This window comes from Chimaeribacter californicus, from assembly GCF_002858675.1.
GTDB classification, from domain to species: domain Bacteria; phylum Pseudomonadota; class Gammaproteobacteria; order Enterobacterales; family Enterobacteriaceae; genus Chimaeribacter; species Chimaeribacter californicus.
On the sequence record NZ_PJZF01000009.1, the window covers coordinates 23,796 to 45,385 of the forward strand.

The 21,590-nt window shown below is 56.6% G+C and carries 16 protein-coding genes and 1 tRNA gene; 11 read left to right on the forward strand and 6 right to left on the reverse strand.

Annotated features, from left to right (window positions below; all coding sequences use genetic code 11):
• The first annotated feature begins 304 nt into the window (after positions 1-304).
• Positions 305-1,948 (forward strand): malate dehydrogenase (quinone), encoded by a 1,644-nt coding sequence (mqo, locus tag CYR55_RS11840; RefSeq protein ID WP_101816347.1) that lies wholly within the window; start codon positions 305-307, stop codon positions 1,946-1,948.
• A 128-nt stretch (positions 1,949-2,076) separates the two neighbouring features.
• Here mqo and tsaD read toward each other — a convergent pair whose 3' ends face one another.
• The gene (gene tsaD, locus CYR55_RS11845; RefSeq protein ID WP_101816348.1) at positions 2,077-3,090 is read right to left on the reverse strand and encodes a tRNA (adenosine(37)-N6)-threonylcarbamoyltransferase complex transferase subunit TsaD; all 1,014 of its coding nucleotides are present in this window, start codon (positions 3,088-3,090) and stop codon (positions 2,077-2,079) included.
• Positions 3,091-3,462: 372 nt separating this feature from the next.
• On the opposite strand from tsaD, the gene rpsU reads away from it, so the two are divergent.
• The 3 genes from rpsU (at position 3,463) to rpoD (ending at position 7,562) form a co-directional block, all read left to right on the forward strand.
• Positions 3,463-3,678 (forward strand): 30S ribosomal protein S21, encoded by a 216-nt coding sequence (rpsU, locus tag CYR55_RS11850; protein ID WP_001144069.1) that lies wholly within the window; start codon positions 3,463-3,465, stop codon positions 3,676-3,678.
• Positions 3,679-3,814: 136 nt separating this feature from the next.
• On the forward strand, positions 3,815-5,563 hold the full coding sequence (gene dnaG / locus CYR55_RS11855) for a DNA primase (protein ID WP_101816349.1): 1,749 nt from the start codon (positions 3,815-3,817) through the stop codon (positions 5,561-5,563).
• A gap of 157 nt (positions 5,564-5,720) precedes the next feature.
• Positions 5,721-7,562: an RNA polymerase sigma factor RpoD gene (gene rpoD / locus CYR55_RS11860; RefSeq protein WP_101816350.1), complete on the forward strand. Its 1,842-nt coding sequence runs from the start codon at positions 5,721-5,723 to the stop codon at positions 7,560-7,562.
• Between the two features lie 115 nt (positions 7,563-7,677).
• Here the strand turns inward: rpoD and mug are convergent, their stop codons facing one another.
• Complete coding sequence (gene mug / locus CYR55_RS11865) at positions 7,678-8,184, reverse strand: G/U mismatch-specific DNA glycosylase (protein ID WP_101816459.1); 507 nt, start codon at positions 8,182-8,184, stop codon at positions 7,678-7,680.
• A gap of 140 nt (positions 8,185-8,324) precedes the next feature.
• Here mug and CYR55_RS11870 point away from each other — a divergent pair.
• A tRNA-Ile gene (locus CYR55_RS11870) sits at positions 8,325-8,400 on the forward strand.
• Between the two features lie 268 nt (positions 8,401-8,668).
• Here CYR55_RS11870 and CYR55_RS11875 read toward each other — a convergent pair.
• Complete coding sequence (locus CYR55_RS11875) at positions 8,669-8,884, reverse strand: type II toxin-antitoxin system HicB family antitoxin (RefSeq protein ID WP_101816351.1); 216 nt, start codon at positions 8,882-8,884, stop codon at positions 8,669-8,671.
• Between the two features lie 430 nt (positions 8,885-9,314).
• Between CYR55_RS11875 and CYR55_RS11880 the strand changes: the two genes are divergently transcribed.
• A complete protein-coding gene (locus CYR55_RS11880) occupies positions 9,315-9,680 on the forward strand; it encodes a hypothetical protein (RefSeq protein ID WP_101816352.1) in 366 nt (121 codons plus the stop codon).
• Positions 9,681-9,850: 170 nt separating this feature from the next.
• Here CYR55_RS11880 and CYR55_RS11885 read toward each other — a convergent pair whose 3' ends face one another.
• A complete protein-coding gene (locus CYR55_RS11885; protein ID WP_101816353.1) occupies positions 9,851-10,474 on the reverse strand; it encodes a TetR/AcrR family transcriptional regulator in 624 nt (207 codons plus the stop codon).
• Positions 10,475-10,540: 66 nt separating this feature from the next.
• On the opposite strand from CYR55_RS11885, the gene CYR55_RS11890 reads away from it, so the two are divergent.
• From CYR55_RS11890 to pdeR, 3 genes are all read left to right on the forward strand, one after another.
• A complete protein-coding gene (locus CYR55_RS11890; RefSeq protein WP_101816354.1) occupies positions 10,541-11,263 on the forward strand; it encodes an SDR family oxidoreductase in 723 nt (240 codons plus the stop codon).
• Between the two features lie 231 nt (positions 11,264-11,494).
• Positions 11,495-13,792: a beta-glucosidase BglX gene (gene bglX, locus CYR55_RS11895; RefSeq protein WP_101816355.1), complete on the forward strand. Its 2,298-nt coding sequence runs from the start codon at positions 11,495-11,497 to the stop codon at positions 13,790-13,792.
• Between the two features lie 312 nt (positions 13,793-14,104).
• Positions 14,105-16,099, forward strand: a complete 1,995-nt coding sequence (gene pdeR, locus CYR55_RS11900; protein ID WP_101816356.1) for a cyclic di-GMP phosphodiesterase — start codon at positions 14,105-14,107, stop codon at positions 16,097-16,099.
• Positions 16,100-16,158: 59 nt separating this feature from the next.
• Here the strand turns inward: pdeR and CYR55_RS11905 are convergent, their stop codons facing one another.
• On the reverse strand, positions 16,159-17,025 hold the full coding sequence (locus CYR55_RS11905; RefSeq protein ID WP_101816357.1) for a crotonase/enoyl-CoA hydratase family protein: 867 nt from the start codon (positions 17,023-17,025) through the stop codon (positions 16,159-16,161).
• Between the two features lie 452 nt (positions 17,026-17,477).
• Here CYR55_RS11905 and CYR55_RS11910 point away from each other — a divergent pair, with 452 nt between their 5' ends.
• Together CYR55_RS11910 and CYR55_RS11915 are read left to right on the forward strand one after the other, a co-directional pair.
• Positions 17,478-18,149 carry a LuxR C-terminal-related transcriptional regulator gene (locus CYR55_RS11910; protein ID WP_165699579.1) on the forward strand — a complete coding sequence of 224 codons (672 nt, stop codon included), beginning with the start codon at positions 17,478-17,480 and terminating at the stop codon, positions 18,147-18,149.
• 253 nt (positions 18,150-18,402) lie between these two features.
• Entirely contained in the window at positions 18,403-20,424 is a 2,022-nt protein-coding gene (locus CYR55_RS11915) for an NADPH-dependent 2,4-dienoyl-CoA reductase (RefSeq protein ID WP_101816359.1), read from the forward strand.
• Positions 20,425-20,427: 3 nt separating this feature from the next.
• Here CYR55_RS11915 and rlmG read toward each other — a convergent pair whose 3' ends face one another.
• Positions 20,428-21,567: a 23S rRNA (guanine(1835)-N(2))-methyltransferase RlmG gene (gene rlmG / locus CYR55_RS11920; protein ID WP_101816360.1), complete on the reverse strand. Its 1,140-nt coding sequence runs from the start codon at positions 21,565-21,567 to the stop codon at positions 20,428-20,430.
• Positions 21,568-21,590: the final 23 nt, after the last annotated feature.

Here is a 21,590-nt window from a genome sequence, read left to right on the forward strand (position 1 = left end):
CCGCGATTTGGGGTTACCACGCCTATTTATTCTGTTTCCAGGGGTGATTTGTTTTAAGTTCACGTGCTGCGCAAGGCTAATAACAATGCGTTACTGAATGGTTATTGACTTCTTCGTCTATTTAATAACAAAGAGGCTTTAATTAAACGGCTGTTAAATGATATATTCCGCCGCGTTGCACAAAAGTTGCATATTTGCTTCGTAATTATCATACCGTCAAAAGGTTCCTCCGGCGGCGAGGGGCGTTTTTATGATATTGATAAACAATATTTTTTTCTGAAATAGTCCTGGCAAGGTAGTCGTAATGAAGATGAAAGTAGTGGCTTTGTTGTGCTCATCCGCGTTGCTCAGCAGCACGCTCGTGCATGCAGCGGAAAACCAGAAAGTAGATGTCCTGCTGATTGGCGGCGGTATTATGAGCGCCACCCTGGGCACCTATCTGAGTGAACTGGAACCGGATTGGTCAATGGCCATGGTTGAGCGCCTGGACGGTGTGGCGAAAGAGAGTTCTAACGGCTGGAATAATGCCGGTACCGGCCACTCTGCGCTGGCGGAAATGAACTACACGCCGGAAAAAGAGAATGGCGAGATTGAGATCGCGAAAGCGGTTGAGATCAATGAAGGCTTCCAGATCTCCCGCCAGTTCTGGTCTCACCAGGTGAAACAGGGCGTCCTGAAAAACCCACACTCCTTTATTAACTCCACGCCGCACATGAGTTTCGTCTGGGGCGATGAGAACGTCGATTACCTGCACAAACGTTACCTGGCACTGCAGAAGAGCACCCTGTTCCAGGGCATGCAATATTCTGACGATCCGAAAGAGATCCAGAAGTGGATCCCGCTGGTGATGGATGGCCGTGATCCGAAGCAAAAAGTCGCCGCAACCTGGATGCCGATCGGCACCGACGTGAACTTTGGTGAGATCACCCGTCAGTTCGTCGGCAACCTGCAACAGAAGAAAAACTTCACGCTGGATCTCTCCACGGAAGTGCGCGACCTGAAACGCAACCCGGACAACAGCTGGCACGTGACCGTGGCTGACCTGAAAAATAACGGCGAAGAGCACAGCATTGATGCCAAATTCGTCTTTATCGGCGCGGGCGGCGCGTCTCTGCCGCTGTTGCAGAAATCCGGTATTCCGGAAGGCAAAAACTACGCCGGTTTCCCGGTGGGTGGCTCGTTCCTGGTGACCGAGAACCCGGAAGTGGCTAACCAGCACCTGGCGAAAGTGTACGGCAAAGCTTCTGTGGGTTCCCCGCCGATGTCCGTGCCGCACCTGGACACCCGTATGCTGGACGGCAAGCGCGTGGTGCTGTTCGGGCCATTCGCCACCTTCTCCACCAAGTTCCTGAAAGAAGGCTCCCTGTGGGATCTGGCGAAGAGCACCACCGTGCATAACATCATGCCGATGATGCATGTGGGGATCGATGAATACCCGCTGGTCGAGTACCTCGCCGGCCAGCTGATGATGTCTGACGACGACCGCTTCAAAGCGCTGCAGGAGTACTTCCCGCAAGCGCGTAAAGAAGACTGGCGTCTGTGGCAGGCAGGCCAGCGCGTGCAGATCATCAAGAAAGATGACGAGAAAGGCGGCGTACTGCGCCTTGGCACGGAGATCGTGAGCGACAAAGAAGGCACGCTGGCCGCCCTGCTGGGTGCGTCTCCGGGTGCCTCTACCGCCGCCCCGATCATGGTGAACCTGCTGCAGACCGTGTTCAAAGACAAGATGGCGACCCCGGCCTGGCAGGCGAAGATGCATGAAATCATCCCAACCTACGGCAAAAAGCTGAACGGCAACCCGCAGCTGACCGAGCAGGAATGGCAGATGACCAGCCAGACGCTGCAACTGACCCCACCACCGATGATCCCGCAGGGTTCCCCGGCTGACGTGGCGCCGGCCAGCGAAAGCAAAGTGGAAGCCAAGGCCGCGACCGACATGCAGCTCTAAGCCCCTGCCTCTCCCCGGCCACGCGCCGGGGAAAAATACGGGAAATAATAAAAAAGCGCCGGTGCAGATGCCCGGCGCTTTTTTTTGCGTGCAGTTTGTATGCCGCCGCGGATGTACGCGGCGGCAGGTTACACGGCCGGCAGCTCTGCCAGCGGCCAGCGCGGCCGCACCGTGATGCCCAGCCCGCCGGTGTGGCCCGCCTTGAGGCGCACCATGCCTGCGTAAGCAATCATCGCGCCGTTGTCGGTGCAGAACTCAGGGCGGGCATAGAACACCTCGCCGCGGCGTTTCTGCATCACCTCTGCCAGCTTGCTGCGCAGGGTGCGGTTGGCGCTCACGCCGCCCGCCATCACCAGCCGGGTGAAGCCGGTTTCATCCAGCGCACGCTTGCACTTGATCGCCAGCGTATCCACCACCGCATCCTCGAAGGCGCGGGCGATGTCAGCTTTGGTCTGATCGTCGGACTCATTACCGCGGATGGTATTGGCGGCAAAGGTCTTCAGGCCGGAGAAGCTGAAATCCAGCCCCGGGCGGTCGGTCATCGGCCGCGGGAAGGTAAAGCGCCCCGCCTGCCCCTGCTGCGCCATTTTCGACAGCATCGGGCCGCCGGGGTAGTCCAGCCCCAGCAGCTTGGCGGTTTTGTCGAAGGCCTCACCGGCGGCGTCATCAATCGACTCGCCCAGCAAACGGTATTCCCCGATGCCGGTCACGCTGATGAGCTGGGTATGGCCGCCGGAGACCAGCAACGCCACAAACGGGAACGAGGGCGGGTTGTCTTCCAGCATCGGGGCCAGCAGGTGGCCTTCCATATGGTGCACCGGCACCGCCGGCACGCCCCAGGCGAACGCCAGCGAGCGGCCGATGGTGGCCCCCACCAGCAGCGCGCCGACCAGCCCCGGCCCGGCGGTGTACGCCACTGCATCGATGTCACTGCCCTGCAGGCCCGCATCTTTCAGCGCGGCCTGAATCAGCGGCACCGTCTTGCGGACGTGGTCACGCGAGGCGAGCTCCGGCACCACGCCGCCGTAGTCCGCATGCAATTTCACCTGGCTGTACAATTCGTTGGCCAGCAGGCCCTGTTGATCGTCATAGATTGCGATGCCGGTCTCATCGCAGGACGTTTCGATACCTAATACGCGCATTGCCTTTTCCACCTGTTTCGAACGGCGCCCCGAGGCGGGCGGCGCGGCGCGCAGTTTACCACTATCTGGGGGCGGCTCAACACCGTCTTAGCGGCCCTCGCCCGCCCGGCCCGCGGCAAACCCTTACCTTTTTTGTGCCTGAACGCCGGGGAAATTTCCGCCCGGCACTGATTAATCACGGGTATTCCCGATTGATTGGTATATAATCACCCGCTTGCGCATAAGCGAGCACATTTGCTGGCCGTCCTGCCCATGCCAATTTGCTGTGGTGCTTTACAAAGCAGCACCCATTGAAGTAAAATTCCGCACCATTTTGAAAATGGCTGGCGCCACAGGCCAGCGACAAACCGATTTTATTGAGGTGAGAGGCACATGCCGGTAATTAAAGTACGTGAAAACGAGCCGTTCGACGTAGCTCTGCGTCGTTTCAAACGTTCCTGCGAAAAAGCGGGTGTTTTAGCTGAAGTTCGTCGTCGTGAGTTCTATGAAAAACCGACTACCGAACGTAAACGCGCTAAAGCTTCTGCTGTGAAACGTCACGCGAAGAAACTGGCTCGCGAAAACGCACGCCGCACTCGTCTGTACTAGTTTTTCGGGGGCAACCCCATAGCGTGGTTTGTTAATTTCGAAAAACGCGCAGACTGAGTAGTTGTATACGAAGGCCGTGCTTTCCGAAAGGAATGCGCGGCTTGTTGTCGTTTATAGGCTGGTGAGCAAGAGGCTTATGGCTGGACGAATCCCGCGTGTATTTATCAATGACCTGCTGGCGCGCACTGACATCATCGACCTGATCGATGCCAGGGTGAAGCTTAAAAAGCAGGGCAGGAACTATCACGCGTGCTGCCCGTTCCACAATGAGAAAACCCCCTCTTTCACCGTCAATGGCGAGAAGCAGTTTTACCACTGTTTCGGCTGCGGCGCGCATGGTAATGCCATCGATTTCCTGATGAATTACGACAGGCTGGAGTTTGTCGAAAGCATTGAGGAACTGGCGACCATGCATGGCCTGGATGTGCCTTACGAGGCGGGGTCCGGCCCCTCCCAGATTGAGCGCCATCAGCGCCAGAGCCTGTATCAGTTGATGGAACAGCTGAGCACCCATTACCAGCAAGCCCTGAATCAGCCCACTGCGCAAGTCGCCCGCGACTATCTGCAACAGCGCGGCCTGAGCCAGGAGATTGTCCGGCACTTCGCCATCGGCTTTGCCCCGGCCGGATGGGATAACACCCTGAAACGCTTTGGTAAAAACAGTGACAGCCGCACCGCGTTAAATGACGCGGGGATGCTGGTCACTAACGACCAGGGGCGGGTTTACGACCGTTTCCGCGAGCGGGTGATGTTCCCGATCCGTGACAAACGCGGGCGGGTGATCGCCTTTGGCGGGCGGGTGCTGGGCGATGGGGTACCCAAGTACCTCAACTCACCGGAAACCGAGATTTTCCATAAAGGCCGCCAGTTGTACGGCCTGTATGAAGCGCAGCAGAGCCACCCGGAACTGGCGCGTCTGTTGGTGGTGGAAGGCTATATGGACGTGGTGGCGCTCGCGCAGTTCGGCATCGATTATGCCGTGGCCTCGCTCGGCACCTCGACCACCGCTGACCACATCCAGCTGATGTTCCGCGCCACCGATAACGTGGTGTGCTGCTATGACGGCGACCGGGCCGGCCGTGAGGCGGCCTGGCGCGCGCTGGAAACCGCCCTGCCCTACCTGACTGACGGGCGTCAGCTGCGCTTTATGTTTTTACCTGACGGCGAAGACCCCGACACCCTGATCCGCAAAGAAGGCAAAGCGGCGTTTGAGCAGCGCATGGAGCAGGCTCAGCCACTCTCTACTTTTTTGTTCGAAACGCTGCTGCCGCAGGTGGATTTGAGCAGCCCTGACGGGCGCGCCAAATTAAGTACCCTGGCATTGCCGCTCATCGGACAGGTTCCGGGTGAAACGTTGCGTCTTTACCTGCGCCAGCAGCTTGGCAACAAGCTGGGCATCCTGGATGACAGCCAGCTGGAGAAGCTGCTGCCCAAACAGGGTGAAAGCGCAAATAGCTACCAGCCGCCCCAGCTAAAACGCACGACAATGCGTATACTGATAGGATTGTTGGTACAAAACCCCCGGCTGGCTACACTTATTCCTTCGCTGCAAGGCGTGGAACAAGCCGGACTGCCGGGTTTTGACCTGTTTGTCGAGCTGGTAGAGACCTGCCTGGCCCAACCGGGCCTGACCACCGGCCAATTGCTGGAGCAATACCGCGACAATAAGTACAGCCAGCAGCTTGAAATCCTGGCGACATGGAACCACATGATCGTAGAGGATATGGTTGAGGAAACATTTGTGGACACGCTGGCCAGCCTGTATGACTCCGTCCTGGAGCAACGGCTGGAGACGCTGATCGCGCGCGCCCGGACGCATGGTTTGAGCACGGAAGAACGGGAAGAGGTTCGCTCTCTCAACCAGGTACTGGCGAAAAAAAAATGACCATCTGACGGCTTAAGTGCCGATATATAGCGGGGCGATGCCCTGCACGATGCCGCCATAGCGGGCCGCGGCAACAACAAAAACGCCCCAAATGTTATCGTTGGCGGTTTCGCCGACCGACACCAACCCAAATACTCTGAAGTGTGGATACCGTCTTATGGAGCAAAACCCGCAGTCACAGCTCAAACTTCTTGTCACCCGTGGTAAGGAGCAAGGCTATCTGACCTATGCTGAGGTCAATGACCATCTGCCGGAAGATATCGTCGACTCCGACCAGATCGAAGACATCATCCAGATGATTAACGACATGGGCATTCAGGTGCTGGAAGAAGCACCGGACGCCGATGATTTGATGCTGGCCGAAAACACCAATGACACCGACGAAGACGCGGCCGAAGCGGCTGCCCAGGTGTTGTCCAGCGTTGAGTCTGAGATTGGCCGTACGACCGATCCGGTGCGCATGTATATGCGCGAAATGGGTACCGTTGAACTGCTGACGCGTGAAGGTGAAATTGACATCGCCAAACGTATCGAAGACGGTATCAACCAGGTGCAGTGCTCCGTTGCCGAATACCCGGAAGCAATTACCTACCTGCTGGAACAGTATGATCGCGTGGAAGCCGGCGAGTCCCGCCTTTCCGACCTGATCACCGGCTTCGTTGACCCGAACGCGGAAGAGGACATCGCCCCGACCGCCACCCACGTCGGCTCTGAACTGCCGAACGAGGAACTGGAAGACGAAGACGAAGATGAAGATGAAGACGACGACAGCAGCGACGATGACAACAGCATCGATCCTGAACTGGCGCGCCAGAAATTCACCGATCTGCGCGAGCAGTATGAAGCGACCCGTAACGTCATCAAGACCAAGGGCCGCAGCCATGCCAGCGCCGCAGAGGAGATCCTGAAGCTTTCTGAGATCTTCAAACAGTTCCGTCTGGTACCGAAACAGTTCGATTTCCTGGTCAACAGCATGCGTTCCATGATGGATCGCGTTCGTACCCAGGAACGCATCATCATGAAGCTGTGCGTTGAACAGTGCAAAATGCCGAAGAAGAACTTCGTCAATCTGTTCGCCGGTAACGAGACCAGCGACGTCTGGTTCGAAGCTGCCGTCGCGATGGCCAAGCCGTGGTCTGAGAAGCTGAAAGAGGTCAGTGAAGACGTTCAGCGCAGCCTGCAGAAGCTTCGTCAGATCGAGGAAGAGACCGGCCTGACCATCGAGCAGGTAAAAGACATCAACCGCCGCATGTCGATTGGTGAAGCGAAAGCGCGCCGCGCCAAGAAAGAGATGGTGGAAGCGAACTTGCGTCTGGTGATTTCTATCGCCAAAAAATACACCAACCGCGGCCTGCAGTTCCTGGACCTGATTCAGGAAGGCAACATCGGCCTGATGAAAGCGGTAGATAAGTTTGAATACCGCCGTGGTTACAAGTTCTCGACCTACGCCACCTGGTGGATCCGTCAGGCGATTACCCGTTCCATCGCTGACCAGGCGCGTACCATCCGTATTCCGGTGCATATGATTGAGACCATCAACAAACTCAACCGTATTTCGCGCCAGATGTTGCAGGAGATGGGCCGTGAACCGACGCCGGAAGAGCTGGCTGAACGCATGCTGATGCCTGAAGACAAGATCCGCAAAGTGTTGAAGATTGCCAAAGAGCCGATCTCGATGGAGACGCCGATTGGTGATGATGAAGATTCGCATCTGGGCGACTTCATTGAAGACACCACGCTTGAGCTGCCGCTGGATTCCGCCACCTCCGAGAGCCTGCGCTCTGCCACGCACGACGTGCTGGCCGGGCTGACGGCCCGTGAGGCGAAAGTCCTGCGTATGCGTTTCGGTATCGACATGAACACCGACCACACGCTGGAAGAAGTCGGCAAACAGTTTGACGTGACGCGTGAGCGTATCCGTCAGATTGAAGCGAAGGCGCTGCGTAAACTGCGCCATCCGAGCCGCTCTGAAGTGCTGCGCAGCTTCCTGGACGATTAATCGCCCGGTTGCCGCCACTAAAAAAGCCCCTTATGGGGCTTTTTTTATGCCTGTATGTTTGGGGCAGGCATAGGGTCCCCCGGCAGGCCGCCGGTAACCAGCGGTTACCCGCGGGCTACGGCGTGCGTTGCGTCAGCGCAAGATGGAGTTCGCGGTAGGCGGCCACCAGTTCCTCCAGCGAGGCGCGGTTCAGCCCGCTGGGGTTCGGCAGCACCCACACTGCCGTTTCACCGATGGCCTCCGGCTGCCGCCCCCAGGCCACTTTCCTGACGCCAAAGGCGCTGCTGTAGGCCTGCTTGCCCAGCACCGCCAACGCCCGTGGCTGATAACGCAGGATCTTCTCCCGCAGCGCCTCCCCACCCTGCCGCAATTCCGCCCGCGCCAGTTCGGAGGCTTCGACCGTGGGCCTGTCCACCAGGCGGGTAATGCCGCAGCCGGTATCCAGCAGATGCAGTTCCTCTTCCGGCCGCAACTGCCGCGCAGTAAAACCGGCCAGATGAATCACCTTCCAGAACCGGTTATTGCTGTTGGCGAAGTGATACCCGTGGTGCGCCGTGGATAAACCGGGGTTAATGCCACAAAACACCACCTGCAACCCCTCCTCCAGGATGTCCTTAATCATATCAATCCCCAACGATTCATTTCTTTTGGTTATCGCAAAAACCTTTAGAAATTACAACAGACTAATCTGAGCAGAAAAGCGCCATCCAGCCGGGCAAAGGTAGACCTGCCGATGAAAACTGCCGTATAATCACGCCGCCCGGCCCCTTAGCTCAGTGGTTAGAGCAGGCGACTCATAATCGCTTGGTCGTTGGTTCAAACCCAACAGGGGCCACCAAATAATTATTCTGTTAACCATTTTAACCTTCGGTTAACTCATGAAACCCGCGTCCTGCCTGGATTTGCGGGTTTTTTATTGTCTGCTTACCCTCGGTTTGTTATGGTTATAGCCGGAATTTTAAGGCATAGCATTAGGCATACTGTGACCTTATGCCTAAACCTGATATGCCTGACTTCCTTCATGGGTGCACCGGCATGACGCGTCAGACAGCCTCACCAATACCGATGTTATGGCAGGAATAGGCGCATGCGTGCCGTAGCGGTGATCACCTGACGTTTTTATACGGCCCAATGCCATCTTTACGGCATTCGTCCAGAAAAATGGACAGCGAGAGAGCGCCTTCTTTCTTCAGTTCTTCAATGCTGTCTGCATAGAAATCAGCGCCTCCATTCAAGCTCACGAACTCGCCGCGAAACCTCTCTATCTCAGGGTCAAAAGTAATGACGGCTACATGGCCATTAATTTTGAGTGTATCAGTCATAATTTAATTCCTAAATTATCCAACTATACCCTAATAGAATTTATCGCCTCTTAAACCATAGCAAAGCACATAGTTTCACCCTTGGGGCCGTTTGCATATGCTATTAGCACAAATTTAATAAGCTCTCAGCAGTAGGCTATTTTGCTCAACAAATAAATAACTCCAAGTATAAACACAGCTTCTCAACAGCAACGGCCGTAATAATACGCCATTGCGTTCAATGGATTGTATGAATACCTCCTCCCAATAAGAAGCCATGAACCAACGAAATTTTCACCTCCTTTTTATAGCTATCTAACTAATTTTCTACACGCCGAATCACGCATAAAGTTTTTGTTAACAAATCATATTATCCCGTCCTCTAACGATTCCTTTTTTCTCTTCATGGCATTAGGCTTATCACGCTAAATCTCACTACAAGGAAATGAGCATGAAAATAGTTCTGGGATTAACCTTTTTGTTGTCTTCTTTTACGGCCAGCGCAGGCTTCATCCATCCGATGGATTTCGATGGCTCTGAATCTCAACAAAAAGAAGTTATTGACTACATAAAGGGGAAAGTAAAAGCTGACTACTGCGAAGGCGCTATTGATATGTGTCAGGAAAGTATGCTGCGTATGATGGAAAAACAGAATCTCACTGCCTTTAAAAAGCTCACTCAAGCAACGGATCGCAAGATCTTAAATCAGGTGATTTCAGACTATTGTAGAAGTGGTATTGATATGTGTAATTATGAAACTATCAATATGATGTATAACCAAAATCTTAAAGCCAGCCACGAAAAACTATCCTGGTAACGTTAAGATAATTAACAGCCGCCTTTTTCAGGCGGCTTTTTTAGCCTGATAATAATAACCGTCTTACACTTCTATTCTTAACAAACACGTCTGGTCTTTCCTACGAAAGTCTCATCATCGCTTCCCCAGCACGTTGCCGACGTTCTGGATAATCACCCGCCCGCTATCAGTTACCTCTCCACCGCATACGCCTTCACGTAGGCATACCCCATTGTGTTCAGGTGTTGGTGCACCGTCTCTGGTGATGTCTCGCTGCCTACGGCGTGGCACAGCACGCCGGCCAGTGAGGTTATCAATATCACGGCCACCGTCTGTGGCTGGGCAAAGGAGGCGTCTGCGGCGCTCGCCAATAACACGCTGACCGCCCGGCACATCTTGTCTTGCACTTCATGAAGGATCGCGTCACCGCCGTGGTCCATGGCAATCATATACAGCGCACGTGAGGCCTCGGGCCGGGCAAGTTTAGCCTCAATCAAGGTGCTGACCAGCGCCCCGACCATCGGTTGCAGCGCGGCGCCGTGCTGCTCCCCGCAGCAGGCAATAACGGCCTGGCTGACCTCATTCAGATGGCGCGCCAGCAAGCTGTTCAACAGCGACTGTTTGTGCGGAAAGTATTGATAGAGCGTGCCAACCGAAACGCCGGCGCGCTCAGCGACCCGGGTGGTGGTGCAGCGCTCCAGCCCTTCGGCGATCAAAACCTGAAGGGTAGCTTCCAGAATCGCGTCTACGGTGGCTTCCGATCGCGATTGAACCGGCATTTTACGGGGCTGTAGCTGAAGGTTATCGGGCTTCATGGAATGCGAATTCTAAAGGGGAAAGATGTTGCATAGTATAACGACTCACCCCAAAAGGAGTAAAAAATGAACACAACCCGTTTTGCCCTGGTGACCGGGGCTAATAAAGGCATCGGTAAAGAGATCGCCAGACAGCTGGCCCAGCAAGGCTACCATGTGTTTCTGGGCTGCCGGGATGCAGAGCGCGGCAGGGAAGCGCAGGCGGATCTGGAGAGTGCCGGTAAGGTTGAATTCGTGGCGTTGGATGTGACAGACAGCGCGTCGATAGCTGCCGCGGCGGCCCAGGTGGAAGCCCGCGCCGGATGGTTGGATCTGCTGGTCAATAATGCCGGCATCGCCCTGGATGCCGCACCGCCCAGCCAGGTGAAGCCTGAAGACATCCGTGCCACCTATGAAGTGAATGTGCTCGGCCCGGTCATGGTCACGCAGGCGTTCCTGCCGCTGCTGCGACAAGGTGAACAGAAAAATATCATCAATGTCTCCAGTGAACTGGGGTCACTTAACCTGCACAGTTATCCCGATTTTGCTTACCACGGGGTCAATATCTTCAGCTATAACTCCTCCAAAACCGCCCTGAATGCCTTTACCGTGCTGCTGGCGAAAGAGCTGAAACCTGAAGGCATCCGGGTCAATGCCGTTAACCCCGGCTATACCGCGACCGACCTGAACCAGCACAGCGGCCCATTGCCGCCGGAAGAAGCCGCGGCGGCCATTGTGCACTATGCGGTACAAGGGGCGGATGGCCCCACCGGCGGGTTCTTCGTCCGTGATGGGCAGGTGCCCTGGTAAATTCTGCGTGGTGACATCCCCTTCTCTTTCAGGACGCCGACGGCTTCACGCTCTGCGTCCTTTTTTCGTAATGCCTCGCAAAGTTGGGTGTAAACTTCTGATGCATCGTGATATCAGTTGCTAACGGCTTGGGCGACATATTAGATTCACACCCTCTACCGGGCAGGCAAGTCCGGGCCGATTCGTACAAGGCAGCACCCCCACCGGCTAAAAGCGTTCAAAGGATGATTGATGAATAAGCGTTGTTTACTTGGCATTCTGTTTTGTCTGGCAGTCTCACCCGTTTATGCGGAGCCGGTTCCGCCTGCGCCGCAGTATCAGGTAAAGGAGAAGGCCGCCTTTATTGACCATCTGCTGAAGCAGATGACGCTGGACGAAAAAATTGGCCAGCTGAACCTGGTCACGGTGGGGCCGGAATACCCGAAAGAGGCGATCATGGCGGACATCCGTGCCGGAAAAGTGGGCGGGATGTTCAATACCGTGACCAAGCCGGACATCCGCCGGATGCAGGATCAGGTGCAACACAGCCGCCTGAAGATCCCGCTGTTCTACGCCTATGACGTGGTACACGGCCAGCGCACCATCTTCCCGATAAGCCTCGGGCTTGCCGCCAGCTGGGATATGGACGCCGTGGCGCTGAGCGGCCGCATCTCCGCGATTGAAACCGCTGCCGACGGCCTGAACATGACCTTCTCGCCGATGGTAGACATCACCCGCGATGCCCGCTGGGGCCGGGTCTCAGAAGGGTTCGGCGAAGATACCTACCTGACGTCACGCCTGGCCGATGTGCTGGTCAAAGCCTATCAGGGTGACGATCCTTCCGCGCCCGACCGCATCATGGCGAACGTGAAACATTACGCCACCTACGGCGCGGCAGAAGGCGGCCGCGATTACAACACGGTGGATATGTCGCTGCCGAAAATGTTCCAGGACTACCTGCCGCCTTATAAAGCGGCGATTGATGCCGGGGCCGGTGGGGTGATGGTATCTCTGAATGCGGTGAACGCGATACCCGCAACGTCCAACAGCTGGCTGTTAAGTGACATCCTGCGTAAGCAGTGGCACTTCCGTGGCGTGACCGTCAGCGATCACGGCGCAATCGGCGGGCTGGTCAAACATGGTGTGGCGGAAAATAACCGTCAGGCGGCGGCCATGGCGCTCAAGGCCGGGGTCGATATGGACATGGCCGATAATATGTATGGCCTCTACCTGAAAGGGCTGCTGAAAGATGGCCTGATAAGCCAACGGGACATCGACCGGGCGGTGCGTGATGTGCTGGACGTGAAGTGGGATATGGGGCTGTTTGCTGATGCTTACCGCCACCTCGGCCCCGCTTCCACTGACCCGGCCGACACCAATGCCGAAAGCCGCCTGCACCGCAAAGAGGCCCGCGAAGTGGCCCGGACAGCCATGGTCTTGCTGAAAAACCGTGCCCAGACGTTGCCGCTGGCGAAAAACGGCACCATTGCCGTTATCGGCCCGCTGGCCAAAAGCCAGCGCGACATTATGGGCAGCTGGTCAGCCGCGGGGGTATCTGCCCAGACCGTTACGGTGTGGCAGGGTATGCAGAATGTGGCCGGCGGCAAAGCTAACCTGCTTTATGCGCGCGGGGCCAACGTCACGGACGATCAGGCGATCGTGGATTACCTGAACTCTTACGACAAAGCGGTGGTTAACGACCCTCGCCCGGCGCAGGTGATGATTGACGAAGCAGTCAGCGTCGCGAAGAAAGCGGATGTGGTGGTGGCAGTGGTGGGCGAATCCCAGGGGATGGCGCATGAGGCTTCCAGCCGCAGCGACATCACCATCCCGGAGAGCCAGCGTGACCTGCTGAAAGCGCTGAAAGCCACCGGCAAACCGCTGGTGCTGGTGCTGATGAACGGCCGCCCGCTGGCACTGCCGTGGGAAAATGACAATGCGGACGCCATCCTCGAAACCTGGTTCAGCGGCACGGAAGGCGGTAACGCGGTGGCGGATGTGCTGTTCGGGGACTATAACCCGTCCGGCAAGCTGCCGATGACCTTCCCACGTGCCGTCGGCCAGGTGCCGCTCTATTACAATGTGCTGAATACCGGGCGGCCGTTTAACCCACAAAAGCCGGATAAGTACACCTCCCGCTATTTTGACATCACCAACGGCCCGCTCTACCCGTTCGGCTACGGCCTGAGTTACACCCGCTTCAGCGTGTCAGACATTACGCTCTCCAGCGCCTCACTGACCCATAAAGGCAATATCACGGCGAGTGTGACGGTGAAAAACACCGGCGACCGCGCCGGGGCGACGGTGGTGCAACTCTACCTGCAGGATGTAACGGCCTCACTGGCGCGGCCGGTTAAAGAGCTTAAAAACTTTAAGAAAATTAATCTGCAACCTGGTGAGCAGCAGGTCGTGACTTTCCCGATAGATGAAACGGCCCTGCGCTTCTTCAACAACCAGCTTAACTGGGTCTCCGAACCCGGGCGGTTCAACGTCTTTATCGGCCTGGATTCACAAGATGTGAAAAAACAGAGCTTCCTGCTGACGGAGTAATCAGAAAGAAGGGGGCCTTACGGCCCTCTTCCCCTGCGGAGAAAGGATGGCGGTTGCCTGCAGAGTTACTACGCTTAACCACGAAGAACAGTGTGGTTTCATTTGTTATTCTTTAGCAACCGGCATGGACTTTATGGCACCCTGTAGCGGTTTACCTTGCACCGGGCAACATGGTTCCTGTCAGGGCGACAGGGTGTCTGTCAGGTAATACTGTGTCTGTCAGGGCAATACTGTTTCTGTCAGGGCAATACTGTGCCCGTTAGGCTGGCATCCGGTTTCAGCCTGCAAAACCTCTTCTGCGGAGATGTCTTCATGATCGAAAATCAAGATGGTTCGATCCTGTACCAACATTTTGGTACCCCCCGCCCCTATTGGCGACTCCATGCGGACAGCAATGCGCTGGAACTCTCTGCGGAAAAAAATATGACCAACGTGGCCGTTGCCCTCACCGGGTATCAGGCCACCACGATCCGGGAACTGTCCGGTGTGACGGCCAGTTTCTCCCTTGATATCTCACTGTATGGAACACCATTGCGCCTGCATCTGGTTGGCCGCCGCATAGGCCCTGAAGAGTGGGGCGGTACTGCGTCCGACTACTACGACACCCCTTCTGTCGCGCATGATCTGGAGGTCGGGTTATCGTTTGCCGAACAGGTCGTTTCTGAAGCCAACTCGGTGATTGTGATCGTCGATCAGGAAGGGAAAGTTCAGCGTTTTAACCGCCTGAGTGAAGAGTACACCGGCGTTAAAGAGAAAGATGTCATCGGCAAAAGTGCCTATGACCTGTTTATGTCACTCGAGGAAGGCACCGCCTCCCGCCAGAACATTACCGGCTTTTTCCAGACCGCCCAATCCTACGAAGTCGAACGCTGGATCAACACCGTCAAAGGCCAGCGGTTGTTTCTGTTCCGCAATAAGTTTGTGCACAGCGGCAGCGGCAAACAGCAGACGTTCCTGATCTGTTCCGGCACTGACATCACCGATGAGCGGATGGCACAGGAGCGGCTGCGGATTTTGGCCAACACCGACACCATTACCGGCCTCGCCAATCGCCACGCCATCATGGAAAAGATGAACGCGGCGCTGACCGAGCGCGGCGATCAATCGGTGGGGGTGATCTATCTGGATTTAGATAATTTTAAGAAAGTGAACGACGCCTACGGGCATATGTTCGGCGACCGCCTGTTGCAGGAGGTCGCCACCTCGATCCGGGCTTGCCTCGGCCCGCAGGACACCCTGGCCCGGCTGGGGGGTGATGAGTTTATTATCCTCAGCGAAAACACCACCCTGGAGGCGCTGGAAGCCTGCGCACAGCAGATACATAGCCGCCTGAAAACGCCCTTCCGCATTGGCCTGATTGAGGTGTACACCGGCTGCTCCTGTGGCCTAGCCCTCTGCCCTGAGCACGGCACCAACGCGGAAAGCCTGATCCGGAATGCAGATACGGCAATGTATGTCGCCAAAGATCAGGGGCGGCGCACGCACCGGGTCTTCTCCCCGGAAATGAACTATAAAGTGGCGGAGTACATGTGGCTCGACACCAACTTGCGCAAAGCGCTGGATGAACACCAGCTTCTCCTCTACTACCAGCCGAAAATCTCCTCCGGCACCGGCCGGGTAGAGAGCGTTGAGGCGTTGGTACGCTGGTACTCGCCTGAACGCGGCCTGATTGCACCCGCCCACTTTATCCCTTACGCGGAGGAGTCCGGGCTTATCGGCCCATTGGGGAAGTGGGTGATGGAAACGGCGGCCAACCAGGCGGTGGCCTGGCAACAGAAAGGGCTGAATCTGCGTATTGCCGTCAATCTGTCTGCCCGCCAGCTCAGCAATAACACCCTGATCCCGACTTTTAAAGAGGCGATGGCCTCCTCCGGTATGACCCGCTGCCTGCTGGATGTGGAACTGACCGAAAGCTGCCTGATTGAAGACGAAAGCACGGCGGTGTCGTTAATCGGCCAGTTGCAGGCGCTGGGTGCCGACGTCTATCTGGATGATTTCGGTACCGGTTACTCTTCCCTGTCGCAACTCGCACGCATCCCAATTGACTACATCAAGCTCGATCAGAGTTTCGTGCGCGGCATCAGCGATAACGAGGTTTCACAGGCGCTGGTGCGGGCGATCATCGCAGTGGCCAGAACGCTTAACCTGAAAGTGGTGGCGGAAGGGGTGGAAACCGAAAACGAGGAGCGCTTTGTGGATGAAGTGGGCGTGGATGACAAACAGGGTTACTTCTATGCGAAACCAATGCCCGCAGAGGATCTGGAGCATTGGCTGTTGAACAATGATGTGCTTCACCCATCAAAGTAGCCGGTCACCGCGGTGCCGGCCATAGTGGTTAGATCAGGCAGCCGGGCTGCCTGACCCGGTTAACCCGCTTTACGCAGGCTGGCAGTATGGCGGTTTTGCAACATCACCAGGCGTTGCATATACGCGATGTCTTTTTCTTCCAGGGTAAAGGCGGCGTCTACCCAGTCCTCCGTGATGTCCATCAGCTCGGAGCGGGTAAGTTGCAACACCCGCTGCCGTGCGCGGATCATCGCCCGCATACCGTTCATTTTCGGCCGCAGGGTATCGATAAAGGTGCGGGTTGCCTCAAACGCGCTGCCTGCATGGAACAGATGGTCTACCAGCCCGCGGGACTCATACCACTCTGCGGTATGGGCCTCGCCGCTGCTGATAAGCTCTTCCGCCAGCCGCATCCCTGCTTTACGGGTAACCAGTGAATAGGCGCCCATGCCGGGGAACAGGTTAAACGCAATCTCCGGGAAGCCCATGCGCGCGGTGTTTTGCGCCAGCACGTAGTGGTGCGCCAGTGCAGCCTCAAACCCACCGCCGAGCGCCGTACCCTCAATCATCGCTAATGTAATGGCGCCGACGCCAAACCCTTGAGAAGCCGCGTGAACGCAGTCAATACAGGCACGGGCGTAGGCCCGCAGCGACTCCCGTTTGCGGCTTGTGATCGCCTCCACAAAATAGTTTAGATCGCCGCCGACGTTATAGATATTGGGGACCAGCGAGCCGGTAACCCAGAAATCAATCGGTAACTGCGACGCTTTGGCGCAATCGGCCAATTTCATGATGTCATCAATTAATGCCTGGTTGAAACAGGGGCGTGGGTAGGCCCGCAGCATCATCCAGATCACGTTACGGCCCTCTTCATAAAATGCAGAAATTTGTGACAGGTGGCCGGCTTCAGTAAATGCACGGCAAGATGGATGGTCAAGAAGGTTCATAATAAGTCCTGTTTTTTTCAGTTGACGTTGGGTGAAGCCAGACCAGCCTAGTGCAGCGCAACGATGAACTGAATCCATTGCAGCAGATGAGGCAGCGAATATATAAAAACAGGCGTGTAGCGGACAAAAAATGATCGGTGGATTTTATCGCCGGCGTAATCGCATTTTTTGCTAAAAGAGGAGGGAAAAATAAAAGCGCTGGGTTTGAATAAGATTGCTCTTATAAAAGAGAGCATTTAACAATTATATTAGAAAATATTCTAAAAAACCTTTTATAATAAGGTGTTAGCTACACCGATCTTCACTGAAGATGAATCTATAGTTAACTATTATTTAATTGCTCCTACCCTGATGAGAACGCATTATTTGAAAGGCAAATGGCATTGCAGAAAATAATCACGACACTTTTACGCGGTCTGCGTGTGATTAATTATCTCATCAGGAGTTATAATATGCCCTATAAAATAATCATTGCCGGGGATAACCCAATAATTAAATATGGGCTTACCCACATTATTAATGAACAAAGCAACAATACCCTGAAAGTGGTCAGCACGATTTTATTAAAGGATATTTACCATGTGGAGGAGGAGTTTGACCTGCTCATTGCCAGCATCAATGCACCCGAAGATATGTTCAGCATCCACCTGCCCTTTATCAGCCGTTTTTATGAAAAATCACCTGATAAAAAACTCGCCATGCTCACCGGCCTTACCTCCTCCTCCCTGTTGTTGAAATCCCGAAAATACCTGAATGGTCTGCTCTCTGAACGCGATCCTTTTGCGGAATTAATCGAAGGGATGCTGAAGATTCTTGAAGGCCAGGATTACGTTTCCCGCAGCATCCGCGAGCATCAATTTATTGATAAACGCCCGCGCCCATTAACCTGGGCAGCCTCACGCCTGGCATTAACCGAATGTGAAGATAAAGTAATTAAATACATTTTCTCCGGTTATAACGTCACCGAAACCGCCCGCCTGCTTGACCGCAGTATTAAAACCGTCAGCGCACAAAAACGGCAGGCGATGAAAAAGCTGGGGGTAGAAAATGATACGGAATTACTGTTAATCGGCAGCCAGTTCAGCAATGGGGAAAAATTATCCAACGGCGAAGACGCCGGCTAGACGGTAAGCTCCCGCAGCACGCCGTTTTGTTAACGCAGGGAGCATGGCCGGCTCCCTGTGACGGCCGCACACTTTTCCAGGGTGTTCAGGGCAGCCACCCGGCAACAGATGTTTGAACACCATCACATTCCCTGAAGAGACTGTTTTTAACTCCTTCATCTCCCTGCCGTTGCCCCCTACACTCATCCGACCACTCAGCAGGGTTGTCATGCCTTGCGCAGGAAAAGACCTGTTCTTATTGCCGGAGATGCTTATGGCCGCTTACCCCCACCTGCTTGCCCCACTTGACCTGGGCTTTACCACGCTTAAAAACCGCGTCCTGATGGGCTCGATGCATACCGGGCTGGAGGAGTTGCCGGACGGAAGCGCGCGGCTGGCGGCTTTTTATGGGGCGCGCGCCCGTGCCGGTGTCGGGCTGATTGTTACCGGCGGCATCGCACCGAATGCTGAAGGTGTGGTCTACGCCGGTGCCACCACGCTGGTGTCATCGTCACAATTGCCGTGGCACCGGCAGGTGACGGCAGCGGTACATCAGGCCGGCGGCAAAATTGCGCTGCAAATCCTGCATGCCGGGCGCTACAGCTATCAGCCGCATCCGGTCGCCCCGTCGGCCCTTCAGGCCCCGATTAACCGCTATACGCCGGAAGCGATGACAGAAGAGAAGATCCTCGCCACCGTGGCCGATTTTGCCCGCTGCGCCCGGCTGGCCCAGCAGGCCGGTTACGACGGGGTAGAAATTATGGGATCAGAGGGTTACCTGATTAACCAGTTCCTGGCGGCGCGCACCAATCGCCGGGACGATGACTGGGGAGGCAGTGCAGAGAAACGCCGCCGCTTTGCGCTGGAGATTGTCCGGGCGGTACGGCGCATCACCGGTCCTCATTTCATCATCATCTACCGCCTGTCGCTGCTTGATCTGGTTGAAGAGGGGCAGACGCTGGCGGAGAGCATTGCGCTGGCGCAGGCAGTTGAGCAGGCCGGGGCCACGCTGATAAATACCGGCATCGGCTGGCATGAGGCGCGCATCCCTACTATCGCCACCATGGTGCCGCGGGCGGCATTTGGCTGGGTCACGGCGCAGCTGATGGGCAAGGTCACGGTGCCGCTGATCGCCACCAACCGCATCAACGATCCGGCGGTAGCGGAGCAGTTGCTGGCGGAAGGGATGGCTGACATGGTGTCGATGGCACGCCCGTTCCTGGCTGATCCGGCGTTTATGCTGAAAGCCGCCCAGGGCCGCCCGGAAGAGATCAATACCTGCATCGCCTGTAATCAGGCCTGCCTCGACCAGGTATTTGACGGCAAGGTCGCCTCGTGTCTGGTCAATCCGTTTGCCTGCCGTGAGACGGAGCTTATCGCCCTGCCCGCGCAGGCACCCAAACGGCTGGCGGTGGTCGGAGCCGGCCCGGCCGGGCTGGCCTTCGCTGTCACGGCGGCGGCGCGCGGCCACCACGTTACGCTGTTTGATGCACGGCCGGAGATTGGCGGGCAGTTTAACCTTGCCCGGCTGATCCCCGGCAAAGAGGAGTTCAGCCAGACGCTGCGCTACTACCGCACCCAGCTGGCATTGCTGGGCGTGGTGCAGCGGCTGGGGCAGCGGGTGGATGCGCCGGATCTGGCCGGGTTTGATGAAGTAATTCTGGCGACCGGCGTGGAGCCGCGCACCCCGGCGATCCCCGGCATCGACCACCCGAAGGTGCTGAGCTACCTGGCGGTGCTGCGCGATAAGGTGGACGTCGGGCCGCGCGTGGCGATTATCGGGGCCGGCGGCATCGGCTTTGACGTGGCGGAGTATCTGAGCCAGCGCAGCCCGGCGGCCAGCCTGAGCAGTGCACAGTTCTGCCGCGAATGGGGCGTGGATCGCACCCTGGCACAGCCGGGCGGCCTGATGCCGCACGGGGGCGTGGCTGAGCGCTCGGCACGGCAGATTTTCCTGCTGCAACGTAAAGCCAGCAAAGTGGGAAGCGGGCTGGCCAGAACCACCGGCTGGATCCATCGTGCCGAACTGATGCAGCGCGGGGTCACGTTGCTTAACAGCGTGGAGTATTTACGGGTAGACGATCAGGGGCTGCATATCCAGCGGGCGGCGGAGCAGCACTGCCTGGCGGTAGATCATGTGGTGGTGTGCGCCGGGCAGGAGCCTCAGCGGGCGTTGCAGGCTCCGCTGGCCGCCCAGGGGAAAATGGTGCATCTGATTGGCGGCGCAGAGGTGGCGCTGGAACTGGATGCCCGCCGGGCGATCGAACAGGGTACCCGGCTGGCGTTAACGCTCTGACGTTTAGCGGTAGGCGCGGGTTTTTACGGCCCGCAGCACCACAAACTTCTGGCTGGAGGCCAGGGTTTCGCAGTTACCGAACAAGCGCTTCAGCTTGTGATAGTAGTCAAGGTGGCGGTTGCCGACGATGCGCAGCTCGCCGCCATCCTGCAGGCAGCGCTTGGCATCACAGAACATCTGCCAGGCGGTGACGTCCGTCACGGTGCTCTGCTGGTGGAATGGCGGGTTACACAACACCGCCTGCAAACTGTCACGCTCCACATGCGCCAGCAGGTTATCCACCTGGAAGGCACAGCGCGCCTGATCCTGCGGGCGGTTACGCACCACATTCATTTCGCTGGAGGCCACCGCCATATAGGACTCGTCGATGAACAGCAGCTCTGCATCCGGGTTCTGCCCCAGCGCGATTAGGCCAATAATGCCGTTGCCGCAGCCGAGGTCGGCAATCCGCCCTTCCAGGTTTTCCGGCAGGTGCTGCATAAAGAGGCGTGCGCCGATGTCCAGCCCGCCGCGGGAAAAGACGTTGGCATGGTTGGCGATACGGTAGTCGGTGCCGTCCAGTGCCCACTCGCTGATCACCGGCTTTTCGTCAACCGGCAGATCGGCCACGGTGCCGAAAATCAGGCGCGCTTTTTTCTTCGCCAGGCTGGTTTTGGTTGGCCCAAGGATCTTTTCAAACAGTTGCAGGGTCGAGGTGTGGATATCCCGCGCTTTGGCCCCGGCAATGATCACGGTCTCCGGCGTCACCACGCGGCGCAGCGCCTTCAGTTGCTGCTCCAGCAGCGCCAGCGTTTTCGGCACACGCATCACCACCAGCCCCGGTGCGGCCGGCAGCGGTGCCAGGCTGTCCTGCACATGCACGGACTCCGGGTCCCAGCCGTTCAGCGCCAGGTTATGGCGCACGGCCAGCTGCGCCATGTACGAGTCACTGATGCTGTAAGGCTGATGCGCTGACAGCGCACACCCCAGCGCACCAAAAGTGTCGTTGAAAATCAGCAACGGTTTGCCGTCAGCGGCGGTAATGTCCAGGGTCTCCAGCAGATATTCATCTGCCGCATCCCAGGCTTGCAGCGTGGTGATCTCTTCCTGCTGCGGGTAGCGCTCAAGCTCAAGGCGCAACGTTCCCAGTTCGAATAGGCTCATCGCCCCTCCTGAATAAAAAATTT

Excerpts from the sequence above, each read along its gene's own strand:
- mqo (WP_101816347.1), top strand. The coding sequence starts at position 305 with ATGAAGATGAAAGTAGTGGCTTTGTTGTGCTCATCCGCGTTGCTCAGC.
- tsaD (WP_101816348.1), bottom strand. The coding sequence starts at position 3,090 with ATGCGCGTATTAGGTATCGAAACGTCCTGCGATGAGACCGGCATCGCA.
- rpsU (WP_001144069.1), top strand. The coding sequence starts at position 3,463 with ATGCCGGTAATTAAAGTACGTGAAAACGAGCCGTTCGACGTAGCTCTG.
- dnaG (WP_101816349.1), top strand. The coding sequence starts at position 3,815 with ATGGCTGGACGAATCCCGCGTGTATTTATCAATGACCTGCTGGCGCGC.
- rpoD (WP_101816350.1), top strand. The coding sequence starts at position 5,721 with ATGGAGCAAAACCCGCAGTCACAGCTCAAACTTCTTGTCACCCGTGGT.
- mug (WP_101816459.1), bottom strand. The coding sequence starts at position 8,184 with ATGATTAAGGACATCCTGGAGGAGGGGTTGCAGGTGGTGTTTTGTGGC.
- CYR55_RS11875 (WP_101816351.1), bottom strand. The coding sequence starts at position 8,884 with ATGACTGATACACTCAAAATTAATGGCCATGTAGCCGTCATTACTTTT.
- CYR55_RS11880 (WP_101816352.1), top strand. The coding sequence starts at position 9,315 with ATGAAAATAGTTCTGGGATTAACCTTTTTGTTGTCTTCTTTTACGGCC.
- CYR55_RS11885 (WP_101816353.1), bottom strand. The coding sequence starts at position 10,474 with ATGAAGCCCGATAACCTTCAGCTACAGCCCCGTAAAATGCCGGTTCAA.
- CYR55_RS11890 (WP_101816354.1), top strand. The coding sequence starts at position 10,541 with ATGAACACAACCCGTTTTGCCCTGGTGACCGGGGCTAATAAAGGCATC.
- bglX (WP_101816355.1), top strand. The coding sequence starts at position 11,495 with ATGAATAAGCGTTGTTTACTTGGCATTCTGTTTTGTCTGGCAGTCTCA.
- pdeR (WP_101816356.1), top strand. The coding sequence starts at position 14,105 with ATGATCGAAAATCAAGATGGTTCGATCCTGTACCAACATTTTGGTACC.
- CYR55_RS11905 (WP_101816357.1), bottom strand. The coding sequence starts at position 17,025 with ATGAACCTTCTTGACCATCCATCTTGCCGTGCATTTACTGAAGCCGGC.
- CYR55_RS11910 (WP_165699579.1), top strand. The coding sequence starts at position 17,478 with ATGCCCTATAAAATAATCATTGCCGGGGATAACCCAATAATTAAATAT.
- CYR55_RS11915 (WP_101816359.1), top strand. The coding sequence starts at position 18,403 with ATGGCCGCTTACCCCCACCTGCTTGCCCCACTTGACCTGGGCTTTACC.
- rlmG (WP_101816360.1), bottom strand. The coding sequence starts at position 21,567 with ATGAGCCTATTCGAACTGGGAACGTTGCGCCTTGAGCTTGAGCGCTAC.